We start from the raw sequence: 15,175 nt of genomic DNA on the forward strand, positions 1-15,175 counted from the left end.
ATCGCGACGCAGGGCGCTGGCGTGCACGGGGGCATCCACCATGGCTAACTCCAACGCCAAGGGCAACCGGCGCGAGCGCGAGCTCGTGAACGCGCTCGACGAGACGGGGTTCGCCGTGATGCGCGCGCCGGCGTCGGGGGCGGCGACCAAGCGCGACCTCCCCGACGTGCTGGCGGGCAACGGCGAGGAGTTCTACGCCATCGAGGCGAAATCCTCGGCGGGCGACCCCATCTACCTGGACGGCGAGGAGGTGGAGTCACTGGTGTACTTCGCGCGGAACTTCGGCGCGAAGCCACGCATCGGCGCGCGCTTCGACCGGGAGAACTGGTATTTCTTCCACCCGGCGGACCTCCACACCACCGACGCGGGGAGCTACCGCGTCAAAAAGCAGACCGCGCTGGCCGACGGCACCGAGTTGGAGACGCTCGCCGGCGGCCCCGAGCGGACCGGCCTCGACGACTACTAGCGTCCTCGGTCGGACGTCGGCTGCTTCGAAGCGCTTTTCCAGTGGCCCGTGGAATCGCAAGCCATGTCAGACGCGCTCGACGCCCGCGTGGAGGCCGGCATCGCCGTCCTCGCGGTGCTTGTTTTCATCGCTGTGCTCGTCGCCGCAGTGTCGGTGGGAGCCGGCGGGTTCGGAGCCACGTCCGGGTACGCAGTGGTCGCTGCGATAGTCATTTTCATCCTGTTGATGGCGGGGATCGGCTACTGGATGTCGGGCAAGCAGGGCTAATCGGGGCTGTCGTCGTCCTCGCGGTCCCGCCAGTCGGCGAGGTCGTCGTCGTCGCCGTCGTCGAGTTTCACCTCGTAGTAGGACAGCGGGTGGTTGATGGCGTCACAGAGGTCGTCGGGGTTCACGCAGTTCCCGTAGGCTTTCATCGTCGCACACGACGGCGCGGTGTACTCGGTGGGGCTTGAGTCGCCCTGAATGTGGTCGGTCTGGTAGCGCGTCATCTCCTCGCCGAACCCGGGATTGACCTCGTAGATGTCCACGATCTCGTCCGTCGACAGCCCGACGTTCGAGAGGAACGACGTGATGGCAAAGCGGGCGTGGTGTGGGAGGTGGTCGCCGCGTTGCACCTGGTCGAGGAGGTGTTTCATGCACGGCGGGAACAGCTCCGGCACGACGGTGTCGATCTCGCGGGTGAGATCCAGGTCCGCGAGGGCGTCCTGGATGGCGGCCACCGGCTCGTCGAGGGCGTCGGCGATCTGGTCGGGGACCGAGAGGGGCAGGCCGTCCGCGACGCGTTCGCGGATGGCTTCCCGGATGAGGGTGTCGAGCTCGGCGTCGGTGACCGGCACGCGACCGTCGTCGAGCGCGCGGTTGACCAGCCGCCAGTCGTCGTCGCGAAGCGATGACGCGAGCAACAGGTACGTCGGCACGTCCACCGTGTGGGCGTCCGGTGTGGCGTGAACGTGTGTCCTGAGATCGAACTCACTGAGGAGCGTGTCACGGGAGACGCGTGTGGTGTCGGAGACGCTTTTCAGGTCGGTGTCGGTGGACTCGTCGGCGGTGAACCGGTCGTAGGCCGCGTCGGCTTCGGCCGTGGCGTACTTGCGCACGAGCACGGATTCGTCGACGATGGACACCAGCACGCGGGCGACCGGATAGGACAGCACTTCGACGCGGGTGCTGACCGTGGCGGCCGGCTCGCCGATCGTGCCGTCCGTGAGCGCGCTGACGACGCGCTCGCGGGCGCGCTCGACGACGGCGTCGTCCTCGGTAACGACGCGAGCGAGGTCCACGCCAGCTTCCTCGACGGCGTCGCGGGCGTCCCCCAGGAAGGGATAGCGGGCGTGGCGGGCGTTCATGCTGGCCCGTGTTTGCGAGCGGACGCCGATAAGCACCCCGGCTTGGACCGACACGCTCACACGCCTTGCCCCCGACGCGTCGAGTGTGCTTGCGCGCGGCCCCTGGACGTGGAAGTACGCCCTGCCGCCCGCAGTCGTCGGTGTGGCGGCTCTCGCGGCGTCGTCGCCGTGGGGCGTCGTCGGCGTCGCGCTGGCCGCGTTCGTGGTGTGGTTCCATCGCGACCCGGATCGCAGCCCGAACGGCGCGGGCGTGGTTGTGCCCGCCGACGGCACGGTGTCGGTGATCCGAACGCGCGACGACGGACGGGTTCGCGTGGGCGTGTTCATGAACGTACACAACGTCCACGTGAACCGCGTGCCGGTGGCGGGGCGCGTCGAGAGCGTCGTCCACGAGCCGGGCGGCCACCGGCCCGCGTTCAGCAAGGAGTCCGCGCACAACGAGCGCGTCCGTATCGAGACGGCGGAGTGGACGGTGGTGCTCATCGCGGGCGCGTTCGCCCGACGCATCCATCCCTACGTCGAGGCGGGTGAGGACCTCGCGCGTGGCGACCGCCTCGGCCACATCTCGTTCGGGAGTCGCGCCGACGTGGTGCTTCCGCCGGCGTACGACCGCGGGGACGTCGTCGTGGAGTCCGGGCAGACGGTGCGGGCCGGCGAGACAGTCCTGGCCCGGTGACCGCTCGGAGGGCACGAGCCGGCGGCTGGACGGGTCCGGACGCGATCAGAAACGGAGCGGGCGGTGGCGTCAGTTGGACTGGATGCGCGGGGCCAGCATGTACGTGACGTGGCCTTGTGCGTCGGCGATGTCGAAGTGCAGCTTGATGGGGAACTCGTCGCCGAGTTCGAGTTCGACCTCCGCGGTCGTCGGGATGGCCTTGTTCATGTCCTTGAGGTAGTCGAGGCTGAACAGGCTGTGGGCGTCGCCGGCGTCGAGGTCGATGAGCTGGTCGGGCGCGAGTTCGAGGTGGACGTCGTCGGTGTCGCCTTCGGCGTTGACGTAGAACAGGTCGTCGCCGGTGTCGACGCCGAGCGCGATGTGGTCGGAGACCATGTCGGCGGCGGTGACCGCGCGGTCGATGTCGCGGCCTTCGATGGCGACGTGCGCGGGCAGATCGAGGTCCGGGATGTCCGGTTCCTGGCGGATCGAGTCGGGGTCGATGAGCGCAAGCGTGTATTCGAGGCCGTCGATCTGGATGTGGAGCTTGCGGGTTTCCTCGTCGAGTTCCAGTTGGATGAGCTGGCCGGCGTCGGCCATGCCCGCGATGTCCTCCAGCCGGGAGAGATTGACGCCGATGAGGCCGCCGTCGGCTTCATAGGATTCGAACGCAGTGGCGGCGAGATCGAGGTCGACCATGCCGACGCTGGCGGGGTCGACTGCGCGAATGGAGAGGGTGTCGTCGTCGAGGTGGATCTTGCACTCGTCCACCAGCACGCTCACGGAGTCGAGTGTCTCCTGGAGCGTGTCGGCGCTTACTATCGCCTTGAACATTATTGCAGACGGCTACGCAAGCCGCCCGTAAAAAGCCCCCGCTACGGGCGCGCGCGTGGGCGCCGGCATTGGCGGCGATCACACCCGAATCAGCCCGACGACCCCGAGTGTTTCCCCGATGATCCAGGCCACGAAGCCGAGGTATGCAACGAGGAGGGCGTACGACTCGGCGTCGGTGAGCGACAGCCCCGTGCGGAGCACGGTGAACAGCAGGACAGTGGCGAGCGTGAGCACACCCATCAGGGGGGCTGCGACGGCGAACGACACGGGGGCGCGCCCGGCGATGAGGACGCCGATCGGGATCGCAACCAGGAGATCGAACGTGTTCGACCCGAGGACGTTCCCGAGGCTGGTGACGCCGTGGCCGCTGCGCGCGGCCCGAACGCTCACCAGCGCGTCCGGGAGGCTGGTGGCGGCGGCCAGAATGGTCACGCCGGCGAGAAACGACGGGATGTCGAACGTGGCTGCCAGTCCCGTGACCGCGCCGACAAGCAGTTCGACGGCCACCGAGATGGCGGCCAGCCCGGCCGCGAGGCGCGCCCATGCCCGGGGCACGTCCACGTCAGTGGTGTCCGTGGTGGGGTCGTGGTCGCCCACGTCCTGCCACTGGATGAACAGGTACAGCCCGTAGAGGAGCAGCGGGACGAGCGCCAGCGGGCGCGTGACAGCGCCGTCGAGCGGGTCACCACCCGGGATGGGGGCGTAGATGACTGCCAGCGCGAACGTGAGCAGCAGCGTGGAAACCGCCAGCATGTAGAACTGGGCTTCCTTGTAGACGACCGTCCGGGTGGCGTCCAGCGGCTGGGTGGTGGTGATGCCGGCCAGCCCGGGCACCACGAGGATGTTGAAGATCGCCGACCCGACGATGGCGCCGACACCCAGTCCGAACGAGCCGTCGAGGGCGGTGACGAGCACGCTCAGCAGCTCCGGGAAGCTGGAGCCGATGGCGACGACGATCGACCCCTGCACGACGGCGGGCAGTCCGTAATGCGCCGACAGCTGTTCGGCGGCGGCTTCGAGCCACGAGCTGCCGGCCCAGATCAGCAGGGTGGCGACGACGACGACCGCGACGTGGCCGGGGGTGGAGCCGACAAGAGCAGACGCCGCCCCCATCACGGACTCCCCCGCAGGGGTGTCCTAGCGGCTGCGGTTGGAGGGGCGGTGGCGACCGGGGGCGTGGGCGTCCGGTGGTGGGTGAGCACGCGTGTCGGCGGCGACGGCAACGAGGTGGAAACTGGTTTCGGTTGCTGTGAGCGGGCGTGAACACAGCTGAATTGCCGGCCGGTTTTTTGGGGTGCGGTCACGTACCACGTCACATGGTCGACGTGCCGCGACTGATGAGCACGCAACATCCGGACAACGCCACACTCCCGTTCTTCACCGCCGGCGACGTGATCGAGGGCGAGGACGAAATACAGGAGGCCTACTACGTGTACTCGCATCTGGGCTGCGACGAACAGATGTGGGACTTCGAGGGCAAGGAGGGCGACGAGTACGCCGTCAAGAAGCTGCTCTCGCGGTACGACGAGTTCTTCGCGGACCACCAGTTGGGGACGGACGTGCGGCTGACCGTTCGCGGCCCGAACCCCGACGTGGAGGGGTCCGAGGCGAAGATCCTGCTGGAGATCCTGGAGAGCATCCCGCGGTCGTTCGACGCCGCGCGGCGCTTCGCCGGCGAGTACGGGCTGGAGACGACCGCGCCGATCTTCGAGGTCATCGTGCCGATGGTGACCGACGCCGACCAGCTCAACGCCGTCCACGAGTATTACGAGCGGTTCGTGACCGGGAAGGCCGACGAGGCGGTCTGGGACGGCAGAACGGTCGAGGAGTGGGTGGGGGAGTTCGATCCGGCGTCGATCACGGTCATCCCGTTGATCGAGGAGCGGGAGGCGATGCTGGCGGCCGACGACATCGTCCGCGAGTACGCGACCGCCCACGACCAGGACGCCGTCCGGGTGTTTCTCGCGCGCTCGGACCCCGCGTTGAACTACGGCTGTCTGGCCGCCGACCTCATCAACAAGGTCGCTCTGCAGCGCCTCTACGAGATGAGCGAAGCCACCGGCGTCGACGTCCACCCGATCCTGGGCGCGGGGTCGGCGCCGTTCCGCGGGAACCTCACCCCGGAGCGCGCGGCCGCGACCGCCGACGCCTACAGCGAGGTGGAGACGTTCACCGTGCAGTCGGCGTTCAAATACGACTATCCCGTGGAGACGGTCCGCGACGGGGTCGCCACGCTCCGTGACGCGGACCTGGGTGCGCCCCCGTTCCCCATCGACGAGGCGCGCGCGCTGGCCGTCATCGACCGGACCGCGGACGCGTACGCCGACCAGGTGGACGCCATCGCGGGGACGGTCAACCGGCTGTCGTCGTACGTGCCCGACCGGCGCGCCCGCAAGCTCCACGTCGGGCTGTTCGGCTACGCCCGCGAGGTCGGGGAGAACGCGCTCCCGCGGGCCATCGGCTACACGGCGTCGCTGTACGCGGTGGGCTGCCCGCCGACGCTGCTGGGCGCGCACGCGCTCACCGACGACGACGCGGCGTTCGTGCGCGAGGCGTTCCCGGCGTACTTCGACCACCTCGCGGACGCCGCGCGGTATTTCAACCCACGGTGTACGGACGTGCTCGACCTCGACGACGACACGCTGGCGGCCGCCGTCGAGCGCGTGGACGTCACCCCGAACAGCGAGCACCGCGCCGCCACCGACGACGCCATCGACGCCCTCCAGCGCGGCGACGACGACGCCCTGCGGTCGGCGATCCGGCGGGGGGCGCGTGAGCGACAGTTCCTCGGGTGAGCGGCTACTCGTTGGTGGGCTCGGTGGGCCGCGAGCACACCAGACAGAGGGTGCTGTCGGCGACCCAGTTGACGTGGCGGGAGCCACACGCCGGGCACTCGTGGTGGTCGGTGGCGTACTCGGTTGTCCCCCGTGGCGCGGCGAGGTGGCCGTCGTCGACCGCCGCCTCGACGAGCCCGGGGAGGCGCTGGCGTTTGTACGTCGCGCGGTGTGCGAGAAACGCCCCCGGGTCGCCGGGGTCCCCGCCGTGGAGGTCGTCCCAGGACACCGCGATCTCGCCGTCGGCCTGCCCGCGGGCGAGCTGCTTGACGGGGACGGCTGCGGCCTCGAACAGCGGCGTCGTCGCGAGCGCTTGCGGGGACGCAACCGATCCGGCGGCCTCGCGGTGGGCGGCGGCGGCGTCCTCGTAGGCGTCGCCGACGCCGTCCAGGCCGCCGAGCGCGTGGAAGTCAGCGATGAACTCGTCGAAGCACGCCGCCCGCGCGGGATGGGTGTCGGCGTACGCGCGCCGGAGGTCGCGGGCGGCCGCGACGCCGTGGACGGCGCGGTCGGTCGCCCGGGCGGGCGTGCCGGCAACCCGGGCGGCCGCGGTGCTGGCTGCGAGGTGCGCCAGCCCCGAGCCAACCCATCCTTTCTCTCCGGGGTCGAACGGTGCAACGTCGGGGTCGTTGCGGGGCGCTGACAGCACCCGCCAGCCCGCGCGAGCGTACGCATCGCTGGCGTGGTGGTAGTCACGGGCCGCCAGCGCGGTGACCGCCTCGGCGCGGAAGCCGCCGTCGGTGGTGCGCATATCCGACCCAGGAGCGCCAGTGACTCAAGCGTTCCCGTCGACCCCACCACCACAAGTAGCGGGCGGCCGAACGGGGAAGGATGCAGCCCGACGACAGGGTTTGTGTGGTGGCGGTGCGGCCGGCGACGTTCGAGCGCTGCCAGGGGCGCGGCCTGTACCCGATTCCCGCGGGGTACAGCCGCGCGACGGCGGCCTACGACCACCTCGCGATCTATCGGCCGGCACCGGTGTCGGCGGTGACGCACGTCACGCCCGTGATGGACCGCGTCGAGCAGACGCGCGGCGGCCCCGGACCGATGCGGGCGGGTGACTGGGCGGCGACCGTTGAGCCGTTCGCGGACACCGACCGGGTGACCGTCCTGGAGCTCGGCGACCTCGTGGCGCTGGCGGACCCGGTGGTGGCCGACGGAACCGGCGTCCGGGGGGCGTGGTACTGCACGATCGCGGACCTGCGCGCCGCCGACACGACCGCCGCACTGGCCGCTCGCGCCGGCGACTGAGCGGATCACGGCTCGCCGGCCAGCCAGTCCGCAACGGTCGAGGCGACCGCCCGGTGGCCCGTGGGCGTCGGGTGGACGCCGTCGCGGGTGCGGTCGCGCCACGCGTCGATCGGGCGGGCGACCGGGAGATGGGTGTCGACAGCGGCCGCCAGCGCGTCGTCGAACGCCAGCGCGCGCTGGGGCTGGGCGGCGCTGAAGCCGACGCCGCCCGCGACGTCGAGCAGCGGGAGCAACCCGACGAAGGCGTGGCTGGTGACCCGGTCGGCGGCACTGAGGGCGGCGTCGAGGCGGGCGGCCGCCGCCCGGAACGCGTCGGCGGAGACGCGCGGGTCGCCGTCGCCGCCCACCTGTGCGTCGTTGTGGCCGGCGTGAACGAGGACGGTCACCTCGCCCGAGTCGCCGGCTGTGGCGGTGTCGGCTGCGTGGTCGGTGAGCGTCGTGCCGACGCCGCCACGGACGGTCACGGACACCGATTCCCCTGGGGCGTCGGCGATCCGGTGGGGCCACGCGGGGCTGTCGTCGGTGCCGTACCCGGCTGCGACGCTGTCACCGAGGACGCGGATGGAACGGGACACACCCACCGAGACGGGCTGCTGGTCCGTGAGTGGACGGGCTGACACCGGCGAACGACGAAACTATCCGTTCCGGTGCCCTCGCTGTCGACACCATGGGGAACCGGAAGGACCACTACTACAACAAGTCCAAGCAGGAAGGCTACCGGTCGCGGGCGGCCTACAAGCTCCAACAGCTCGACGACCGATTCGACGTGCTGTTCGGGGGTGCATCAGTCGTGGACCTGGGCGCGGCACCCGGGGGCTGGCTGCAGGTGGCCGCCGAGCGCGCCGGGGCACGCGGGAAGGTCGTCGGCGTCGACTTCCAGAGCATCACGCAGTTCGAGACGGACGCCGGCCTGGAGACGGTGCGCGGGGACATGACCGAGGACGAAACCAGACAGCGCGTCCGGGACGCCGCCAACGGCAGCGCCGACGTCGTGGTGTCGGACATGGCCCCGGACATGACCGGTGAGTACGACCTCGACCACGCGCGGTCCGTGCATCTCGCCCGCCAGGCCCTGGAGACGGCCCGCGAGCTGCTGGACGCGGGCGGCCACTTCGTCGTGAAGGTGTTCGACGGCCGGGACTTCCAGGACTTGCTGGCGGACATCGAGGACGAGTTCGCGTTCGTCGCGACGCACAGCCCGGACGCCTCCCGGGACGCCTCCTCCGAGCTGTACGTGGTGGGCAAAAACCACATCGTTGCCCCCATCGCGGAGGGCGACGAGCACACCGTCGAGATCGTCGACACGGGCGACGAGGGCGACGGGATCGCGCGCATCGAGGGGTACACCCTGTTCGTGGATGACGCCGCCGAGGGCGACACCGTGGACGTGACGGTGACCGACCTGAAGCCGAACTACGGGTTCGCCGAGCGCCGCGACGGCGCGTAACCGTTGGGTCAGTCAGCTGCGGGTGCCGGCGCGCCGAGCCCGCGCGAGCGGGCCGCGGCCACGACGGCGTAGACGAACGGCGTGTCGCCGACGGCGATGGCGAGTTTCAGGAGGTACTGGCCGACGATCAACGCGAGCAGCTGTGCGGGGGTTCTGGGTTGGCCCACGCCCAACAGCACCGGTGCCGCCCAGAACGCGACGGTCACGAAGATCACGGTGTCGATGATCTGGCTGGTCGCCGTGGAGCCAATGTTGCGCAGCCAGAGGTGGCTGGCACCGGTGCGGTCGCGGATGGCGTGGAACGCGATCACGTCCCAGTTCTGGCTGACGACGTACGCCAGCAGCGACCCGGCGACGACGTTCCCCGCGGACAACAGGACCGTCGCGAAGGCGTCCTGGCCGACTCCGGAGAACGGCGCGATGGGCGCGCGAACGGTGCTGTACACCAACGCGAGCAACACGAGGTTCATCACGAACCCGACGTTCACCATCACCTGTGCGTCCCGCCGGCCGTACAGCTCGGCGTAGCAGTCCGACGCGAAAAACGTCACGGCGTACGCCAGCGCCGCCCCCGGGAGCACGAGCGCTGCGCCGGTGACGGGCAGCGACACCGGCAGCTCGAACAACAGGAGCTTCGACGCCGTCAGCTGGGCGGTGACCAGCGCGGTCACGAACAGCCCGATGAGCGCGACCTGGGTCACGGGGGTGTCGTTACGCGTCATCGGCTGTGGCGGCGTCCTGGAGGCGGCCGTGGCGCGCGTCGATGTCGTCGAGCACGTCGAGGGTTTTCCGGATGGACGCGCGGACGGCGTCGCTCCGGTTCACGAACTTGCCGTCGTCGCCGACGTGCTCGTCGAGATCGTCCAACAGCTCCTGGGGCATCTCAACGCTGATCTTGGGCATACTAACGGATGCGAGCCGTCGAGTATAAGCTGCGCGGGTTGGGTGGCCGCTCAGCCAGCGAGTTACGTCGGCGTGGACCGCGAGTCGCCGCCGCGTCGACCGCCCAGCGTGAGGGCGTAGAGGATGGCGAGCCCGAGGCCGTACATCGTGGCCACCGGAAGGGCCACGATGAACATCGTGTAGAGGCTGTCCGGCGTCGCCAGCGCGGCGAAGAAGAACGTGGCGAGCACGGGCACCCGCCAGCGCCGCCGCATGGTGTCGAACGAGACAATGTTCCCGTGGTTGAACAGCACCATCGTCACCGGGATGCTGGCGAGCAGGCCGATCCCGACGGTCAACAGGAAGACCAGCCAGGCGAACGTGCCGATGGTGTAGCTGATGACCATGCCCGCCTGCAGCGCGTCGCCGACGAGAAACGAGATGACTGCGGGCGCGATGTAGGCGTACCCGAGGTAGCTGCCGCCGACGAGGGTGACCGCGAGGCTGCCACCCCAAGCAAGGATGGTGCTGCGGTCGCCGGTCACCAGGCCGCGCTCGGAGAGCGACGGCCACAGGTAGTAGACGAGCAGCGGCACCACGGCGACGGCGGCGATCACGACCGAGAGCTTCACTTGGAACACCAGCGCCTCGACGGGGTGCAGCGTGATCGGCCAGGAGTTGGCGTCGGGTTGGATCTCCTGGGGGATGCGCGTGATGAAGTCGTAGCGCAGGGTTGCCAGGCCGCCGTAGTACAGCCAGCCGAACACGCCGACCATGACGAGCATGAACCCGCCGACGATGCGGAACGCCCGCGACCGGAGGCTGTCGAAGATGAACCGGAGGTCGTGGTAGTAGCCGCCGATGTCGTCCTCGGTGGTGTCGTCCTCGGTGAAGGCGTCCATCATGCCGGCGGCCGTGCGCTGCATGGTGGCTGACGACTCCGCGTCGGGGTTGTCGGCCTCGGACCCCGTGTCGTCGTCGTCGGCAGCGGCGGCGTCGAAGCGGTCGAGGACGAGTTCGGCTTTCCGGTCGTCGCCGTCGTCCATGGCTTGGGAGGCCGTTGCGAGCGCGTCGTCCTCGCTGAGTGCGGCGAACGCTTCCGGGGGGGCGGCCTCGATGCCGGCGGCGTCGAGAGCGTTCAGGTCGATGTCGGCGGGGTCGGGCCGGCGACTGCGGGGGCCGTTGCGGGCGGCCGCGCGGTCGACGGCGACGTAGAGGTAGTACAGCGTCGCCGCGAGCACCGCAAGCGCCGCGAACGCGGCGCCGAGCACGAGCACGGCGGTGTCGGTCGGGACGCCGAGTGCGCGCTCGACGGTCGGGACGCGGACCCCGGACCCGAGCGCCGCCAGCCCGTCGTTAAACAGCTGGATGCCGTTGTACTGTTCGACTGCGTATCCCGCCCCGAACCCGAGGACGACGACCCCGAGGATGCGGTTCCAGGCGGCGCGGAACACACCCCGCACGTCGATGTCGTCGCGGCCGCGTTTGACCGTCACGACGATCTTCGAGACGTAGAGGCTGAGCCCGTACAGCAACACCAGTGGGGTGGCCCAGAGGATCTGCGTGAACGGGTCCGGGGGGGAGAACAGCGCGCCGAAGGTCGCGATGGCGACGATCGCGTACCGCCACTTGTCGCGGAACGTCTCGTAGGCGACGATGCCCGAGTACGACAGCCCGGACATCAACAGCGGGAGCTGTGCGGCAAGCGAGAAGGACAGCGACAGGAACAGGATGAACTCGGTCCACTTGACGATGGAGTATTTCGGCGAGAGGCCGACCGTGTCGGCGTTCCCGGCGAGGAACTGGAACATCAGCGGGAAGAACGCGAAGTACGCGTAGAGCACGCCCAGCGCGGCCAGGCCGGCGGCGATCACGAGCACGCCGCCGAGCTGCCAGCGCGTGACGCTGATCGGCGGGACGATGTCGCGGTCCTGGAGGGGGCGTTTGGCGTGGTACGCCAACACCGGGAGCGCCGCCAAAACGCCGGCGAACAGCCCGATTTTCACCTGCATGAGGATGACCTCGAAGGGCGTCTGGGCGATGACTTCGGCGTTGGCTGGCAGCAGATCGGCCTCCAGGGTGGGCCAGATGAACAGCCGCATCACGAAGATGCCGGCCAGCAGCCCGACGACGAACGCGATGAAGACGTGTTGCAGGCGGTCCTGAGCCGTCGAAAGCAGGACGCCAATGGATTCTCGGCCGGAGTCGATTGCGCGGGCGGTGCCCGGGCTGACGAGATCCGAGCCGGAGCCACTCATTGCTACGCGATAGCCCGCTCGGAGTTATCAATCTTCTTGTCGGACGGTAAAAGAAAGCCTATAACGGCGCGGCCGCGAAGGATCGGACGAATGGCTGAGGACTCAGACGGCCGCCACGACGCCGCCTCCGAGGGCCCGCCGTGGGACGGCCTGCAGTCCGCCGTGCGTCGCGTCGGTGGCGGCGAGTCTGAGGGGGGTGAGTTCACGCGCGTCGACGACGACGAGCAGCCCTCGGCGGAGGCGTCCGAGCCGGAGTTGCTCCCGGAGGACCGCCACCAGACGGCCACGCCGCGCGACCACGAAGCCGGCGGTCCAACGGCGGCCACGCAGCCGACGCCGGGCGGCGTGGCGGCGGGCGCGAGCAGCGATCCCGACGCCGCCGGTGGCGGCATCGGGATGGACGCGCCGGAGTCCGACGAGGAGGCACCGCTGGGCGAGCACATCGAGGAGATGGTGACCCGTTTGGGGATCGTTGTCGCCATCGCGGCGCTGGTGAGCATCGTCGTGTTCCCGGTGACGAAACCGCTCATCACGTGGATGTGGAACTACGTGCTGCCGGGCGGCGAAGCGATCGATCCGCGGGTGTATCAGCCCTTGGAGCTCATCATCACCCAGGTCAAGGTGGCGAGCCTGGCGGGCCTCGTGGTGGCGCTGCCGGCGTTCGTCTACGAGTCGTACGTGTTCATGCGGCCGGGGTTGTACAGGAACGAGCGGCGGTATTATCTGGCGTCGGTGCCGACCAGCCTGGTGTTGTCCGTGGTTGGCGTGTTGTTCGCGTTTTTCATCGTGCTCCCGTACACGATGGGGTATTTCCAGAGCTACACCGAACCCACGGCCGACGTCGCGTTCGCGCTCGGCACCACGTTCAATCTGTTGTTGCTCGTGATGGGGTATCTGGCGGTCGTCTTCCAGATCCCGCTGTTCATCATGCTCGCGATCATGCTCGGGGTCACGACCCGGGAGTGGTTGGAGAGCCGGCGGCTGCTGTTCTGGGGGGCTTTCGCGGGGATCGCGTTCACGTTCAGCGCCATCGACCCGACCGGGATCGTGCCGGTGATCGTGGCGATCACGATGGTCGTGCTGTTCGAGGGGACGCTTGCGTTGTTGCGGTGGACCGGAAACTAGGGGGACCGCGAAAGCTCTTTGCGTGCGGGTGCGCACACCTCTCCCGATGGACCTGCAGGCGATCCCAGGTGTGGGCGCGAAGACCGCCGACGCGCTCGGGAGCCTCGACGACCCGGAGGGCGCGCTGGAGCGCGGGGACGTGGCGGCGGTGGCCGGCGCGCCCGGCGTGAGCGAGGGGCGGGCGGCCCGGATCGTGCGCAACGCGATCCGGGTGCGCCACGACGACCCCGGCGGGTTTCTGGCGACCGATCGGGCCGCGGAGATCCACGAGCGGGTGCTCGGGTTGCTCCAGGAGCGTGCCGTCACCGAGTACGCGCGCCAGCGGCTGCGGACGTTCTATCCGAGCGCGGCCGACTCGCGGATCGCGGAGGTCAACGCGTTCGTCGCCGATGCCATGCAGCGGACGCCACGCGACGACGTTCTGGAGGCGTTGGCGGGCGTGGAGCCGCTGTCAGCGCCGTCCGGCGTGTCCGTGCGAGAGCGCTGCGTGGCGACGACCGACGCCGAGACGTACAGCGACGCGGCGGCGGCGTTCCCGGAGCTATCCGTGGAGATCGTGGAGGACGCCCGCGACCTGGCGGAGTTGGCGCGCGGGTACACGACGGTGGTGGCACTCGATGAGGCGTTCGTGGGCGTGGAGGTCGAGGGGGACGTGCGCGTGGAGCCCGACGCCATGGAGCGCCCGGCGGAGGTGGTGCCCGAGCGCGTGCTGTCGTTTTTCGCGGCGAACCGGGACCGCATCCGGGCGGCGGTCAGCGTGCACGAGGCCGCCGGCATCGACACCGACGTGGATTTGGACGCGTTGGACGGCGCGCTGGCGCACCTGGAGGGCGACGGGTCGGTGGCTGGCGACGACGAGTTGGATCGGCTGACGCGCGCGGTGAACGACCTCGATGCGGCGGTCAGCGACGCCGAGTCGGTGGCCAACGACCGGCTCCGGGAGGCGATCGGGGAGCAGGACGTGACCATCGAGGGGGCGGACTTGTTGAGCCTCGTCGAGCGGGGCGCGGGGGTGGACAGCCTGCTGGGCAGAGAGCTCGCCGACGAGTACGATGACGCCGTCGGGGCGGCCCGGGACGCGCTCGAAGAGCAGTTGGGGCTGCGGGGCGAGGCGGCGAAGCTGGCACGGCGGGTGTTCGGTGACGAGCCGACGTTCCCCGTGGCGCGCGACGACGACGCCATGGCGCGGGTGCGCGAATCGCTGACGGCGGCCAGGGATCGGCGGGCCGCCGAGCGCAAACGGGAGTTGGCGGCGACGCTGGCGGATCTGCGAGCGCCGACTGAGGCGCTGGTCCACGACGCCCTGGAGGTTGACGTGGCGCTTGCCGTGGCGCGGTTCGCGGCGGATTTCGACTGCGTGCTGGCCGAGCGCGGCGGCCGCGGGTTCCGCATCGAAGGCGGGCGCAATCCGCTGTTGGACGTTGCCTTCGCGGAGACCGAGCCGGTGGAGTACGGCGTCGACGGGGTGGCGTTGTTGTCGGGCGTGAACTCCGGGGGGAAAACGAGCACGCTCGATCTGGTGGCGGTGGTGGTGGTGCTTGCGCACATGGGGCTGCCGGTTCCGGCCGAGGCGGCGCGCGTGCCGGCGATCGCGGAGCTGCATTACTACGCGAAGTCCCAGGGCACGCTTGATGCGGGGGCGTTCGAGGCGACGCTGCGGGATTTCGCGAGCCTGACCGAGCGCGTGGCCGACGATGAGGGGAGCGAGGAGAGCGCGGCCAGCCGGCTGGTGCTCGTCGACGAGTTGGAGTCGATCACGGAGCCGGGAGCGTCGGCGAAGATCATCGCGGGGATCCTGGAGGCGTTGCACGAGGCGGGGGCGTCGGGCGTGTTCGTCTCCCATCTGGCGGGCGAAATCCGGGATCAGTGTGGGTTCGGCGTGACCGTCGACGGCATCCACGCGGCGGGATTGGAGGACGGCGAACTGGTCGTTGAGCGGTCGCCGGTGAAAGACCATCTCGCGCGGTCGACGCCGGAGCTCATCGTGGAGAAGCTGGCCGAGGCGGACGGGGCGGTGGGTGAGGGGTTCTACGAGCGGCTGCTGGAGAAGTTCTGACCCCGGTCAGCGGATCGCCGG

The 15,175-nt window shown here is 69.9% G+C and carries 16 protein-coding genes; 8 read left to right on the forward strand and 8 right to left on the reverse strand.

What is annotated here, in order from left to right; translation table 11 throughout:
- The first annotated feature begins 40 nt into the window (after positions 1-40).
- Positions 41-466: a Holliday junction resolvase Hjc gene (hjc, locus tag JT689_RS10435; protein ID WP_205251162.1), complete on the forward strand. Its 426-nt coding sequence runs from the start codon at positions 41-43 to the stop codon at positions 464-466.
- Positions 467-529: 63 nt separating this feature from the next.
- Positions 530-733 (forward strand): hypothetical protein, encoded by a 204-nt coding sequence (locus JT689_RS10440; RefSeq protein ID WP_010903674.1) that lies wholly within the window; start codon positions 530-532, stop codon positions 731-733.
- Here JT689_RS10440 and priL read toward each other — a convergent pair.
- Positions 730-1,812 (reverse strand): DNA primase regulatory subunit PriL, encoded by a 1,083-nt coding sequence (priL, locus tag JT689_RS10445; RefSeq protein ID WP_205251163.1) that lies wholly within the window; start codon positions 1,810-1,812, stop codon positions 730-732. The genes JT689_RS10440 and priL overlap by 4 nt on opposite strands.
- 85 nt (positions 1,813-1,897) lie before the next feature.
- On the opposite strand from priL, the gene JT689_RS10450 reads away from it, so the two are divergent.
- The gene (locus tag JT689_RS10450) at positions 1,898-2,488 is read left to right on the forward strand and encodes a protein sorting system archaetidylserine decarboxylase (protein ID WP_012289470.1); all 591 of its coding nucleotides are present in this window, start codon (positions 1,898-1,900) and stop codon (positions 2,486-2,488) included.
- Positions 2,489-2,557: 69 nt separating this feature from the next.
- Here JT689_RS10450 and JT689_RS10455 read toward each other — a convergent pair whose 3' ends face one another.
- Together JT689_RS10455 and JT689_RS10460 are read right to left on the reverse strand one after the other, a co-directional pair.
- Positions 2,558-3,301 (reverse strand): DNA polymerase sliding clamp, encoded by a 744-nt coding sequence (locus JT689_RS10455; RefSeq protein WP_010903677.1) that lies wholly within the window; start codon positions 3,299-3,301, stop codon positions 2,558-2,560.
- Positions 3,302-3,379: 78 nt separating this feature from the next.
- On the reverse strand, positions 3,380-4,414 hold the full coding sequence (locus JT689_RS10460) for a sodium:calcium antiporter (RefSeq protein ID WP_010903678.1): 1,035 nt from the start codon (positions 4,412-4,414) through the stop codon (positions 3,380-3,382).
- 203 nt (positions 4,415-4,617) lie between these two features.
- On the opposite strand from JT689_RS10460, the gene ppcA reads away from it, so the two are divergent.
- Positions 4,618-6,096 (forward strand): phosphoenolpyruvate carboxylase, encoded by a 1,479-nt coding sequence (gene ppcA / locus JT689_RS10465; RefSeq protein WP_010903679.1) that lies wholly within the window; start codon positions 4,618-4,620, stop codon positions 6,094-6,096.
- A 4-nt stretch (positions 6,097-6,100) separates the two neighbouring features.
- Here the strand turns inward: ppcA and JT689_RS10470 are convergent, their stop codons facing one another.
- Positions 6,101-6,886: a hypothetical protein gene (locus JT689_RS10470; RefSeq protein ID WP_010903680.1), complete on the reverse strand. Its 786-nt coding sequence runs from the start codon at positions 6,884-6,886 to the stop codon at positions 6,101-6,103.
- An 80-nt stretch (positions 6,887-6,966) separates the two neighbouring features.
- Between JT689_RS10470 and JT689_RS10475 the strand changes: the two genes are divergently transcribed.
- On the forward strand, positions 6,967-7,386 hold the full coding sequence (locus tag JT689_RS10475; protein ID WP_205251164.1) for a hypothetical protein: 420 nt from the start codon (positions 6,967-6,969) through the stop codon (positions 7,384-7,386).
- A gap of 5 nt (positions 7,387-7,391) precedes the next feature.
- Here JT689_RS10475 and JT689_RS10480 read toward each other — a convergent pair whose 3' ends face one another.
- Positions 7,392-8,006: a GDSL-type esterase/lipase family protein gene (locus JT689_RS10480; protein ID WP_205251165.1), complete on the reverse strand. Its 615-nt coding sequence runs from the start codon at positions 8,004-8,006 to the stop codon at positions 7,392-7,394.
- A 47-nt stretch (positions 8,007-8,053) separates the two neighbouring features.
- Here JT689_RS10480 and JT689_RS10485 point away from each other — a divergent pair, with 47 nt between their 5' ends.
- A complete protein-coding gene (locus JT689_RS10485) occupies positions 8,054-8,833 on the forward strand; it encodes a 23S rRNA (uridine(2552)-2'-O)-methyltransferase (RefSeq protein ID WP_010903682.1) in 780 nt (259 codons plus the stop codon).
- 8 nt (positions 8,834-8,841) lie between these two features.
- Here the strand turns inward: JT689_RS10485 and JT689_RS10490 are convergent, their stop codons facing one another.
- The 3 genes from JT689_RS10490 to tatC all read right to left on the reverse strand — a co-directional run bounded on the left by JT689_RS10490 (position 8,842) and on the right by tatC (position 11,973).
- Positions 8,842-9,555 (reverse strand): queuosine precursor transporter, encoded by a 714-nt coding sequence (locus tag JT689_RS10490; protein WP_205251166.1) that lies wholly within the window; start codon positions 9,553-9,555, stop codon positions 8,842-8,844.
- Positions 9,545-9,736 (reverse strand): type II toxin-antitoxin system ParD family antitoxin, encoded by a 192-nt coding sequence (locus JT689_RS10495; protein ID WP_010903684.1) that lies wholly within the window; start codon positions 9,734-9,736, stop codon positions 9,545-9,547. The genes JT689_RS10490 and JT689_RS10495 overlap by 11 nt, the downstream gene beginning before the upstream one ends.
- Before the next feature lie 62 nt (positions 9,737-9,798).
- Positions 9,799-11,973 (reverse strand): Sec-independent protein translocase TatC, encoded by a 2,175-nt coding sequence (gene tatC, locus JT689_RS10500; RefSeq protein WP_205251167.1) that lies wholly within the window; start codon positions 11,971-11,973, stop codon positions 9,799-9,801.
- 90 nt (positions 11,974-12,063) lie between these two features.
- Here tatC and JT689_RS10505 point away from each other — a divergent pair, with 90 nt between their 5' ends.
- On the forward strand, positions 12,064-13,098 hold the full coding sequence (locus JT689_RS10505) for a twin-arginine translocase subunit TatC (RefSeq protein ID WP_010903686.1): 1,035 nt from the start codon (positions 12,064-12,066) through the stop codon (positions 13,096-13,098).
- 46 nt (positions 13,099-13,144) lie between these two features.
- On the forward strand, positions 13,145-15,154 hold the full coding sequence (locus JT689_RS10510; RefSeq protein WP_205251168.1) for an endonuclease MutS2: 2,010 nt from the start codon (positions 13,145-13,147) through the stop codon (positions 15,152-15,154).
- The last annotated feature ends 21 nt before the right edge of the window (positions 15,155-15,175 follow it).

Source organism: Halobacterium sp. GSL-19, from assembly GCF_016917855.1.
Classification (GTDB): Archaea; Halobacteriota; Halobacteria; order Halobacteriales; family Halobacteriaceae; genus Halobacterium; species Halobacterium salinarum.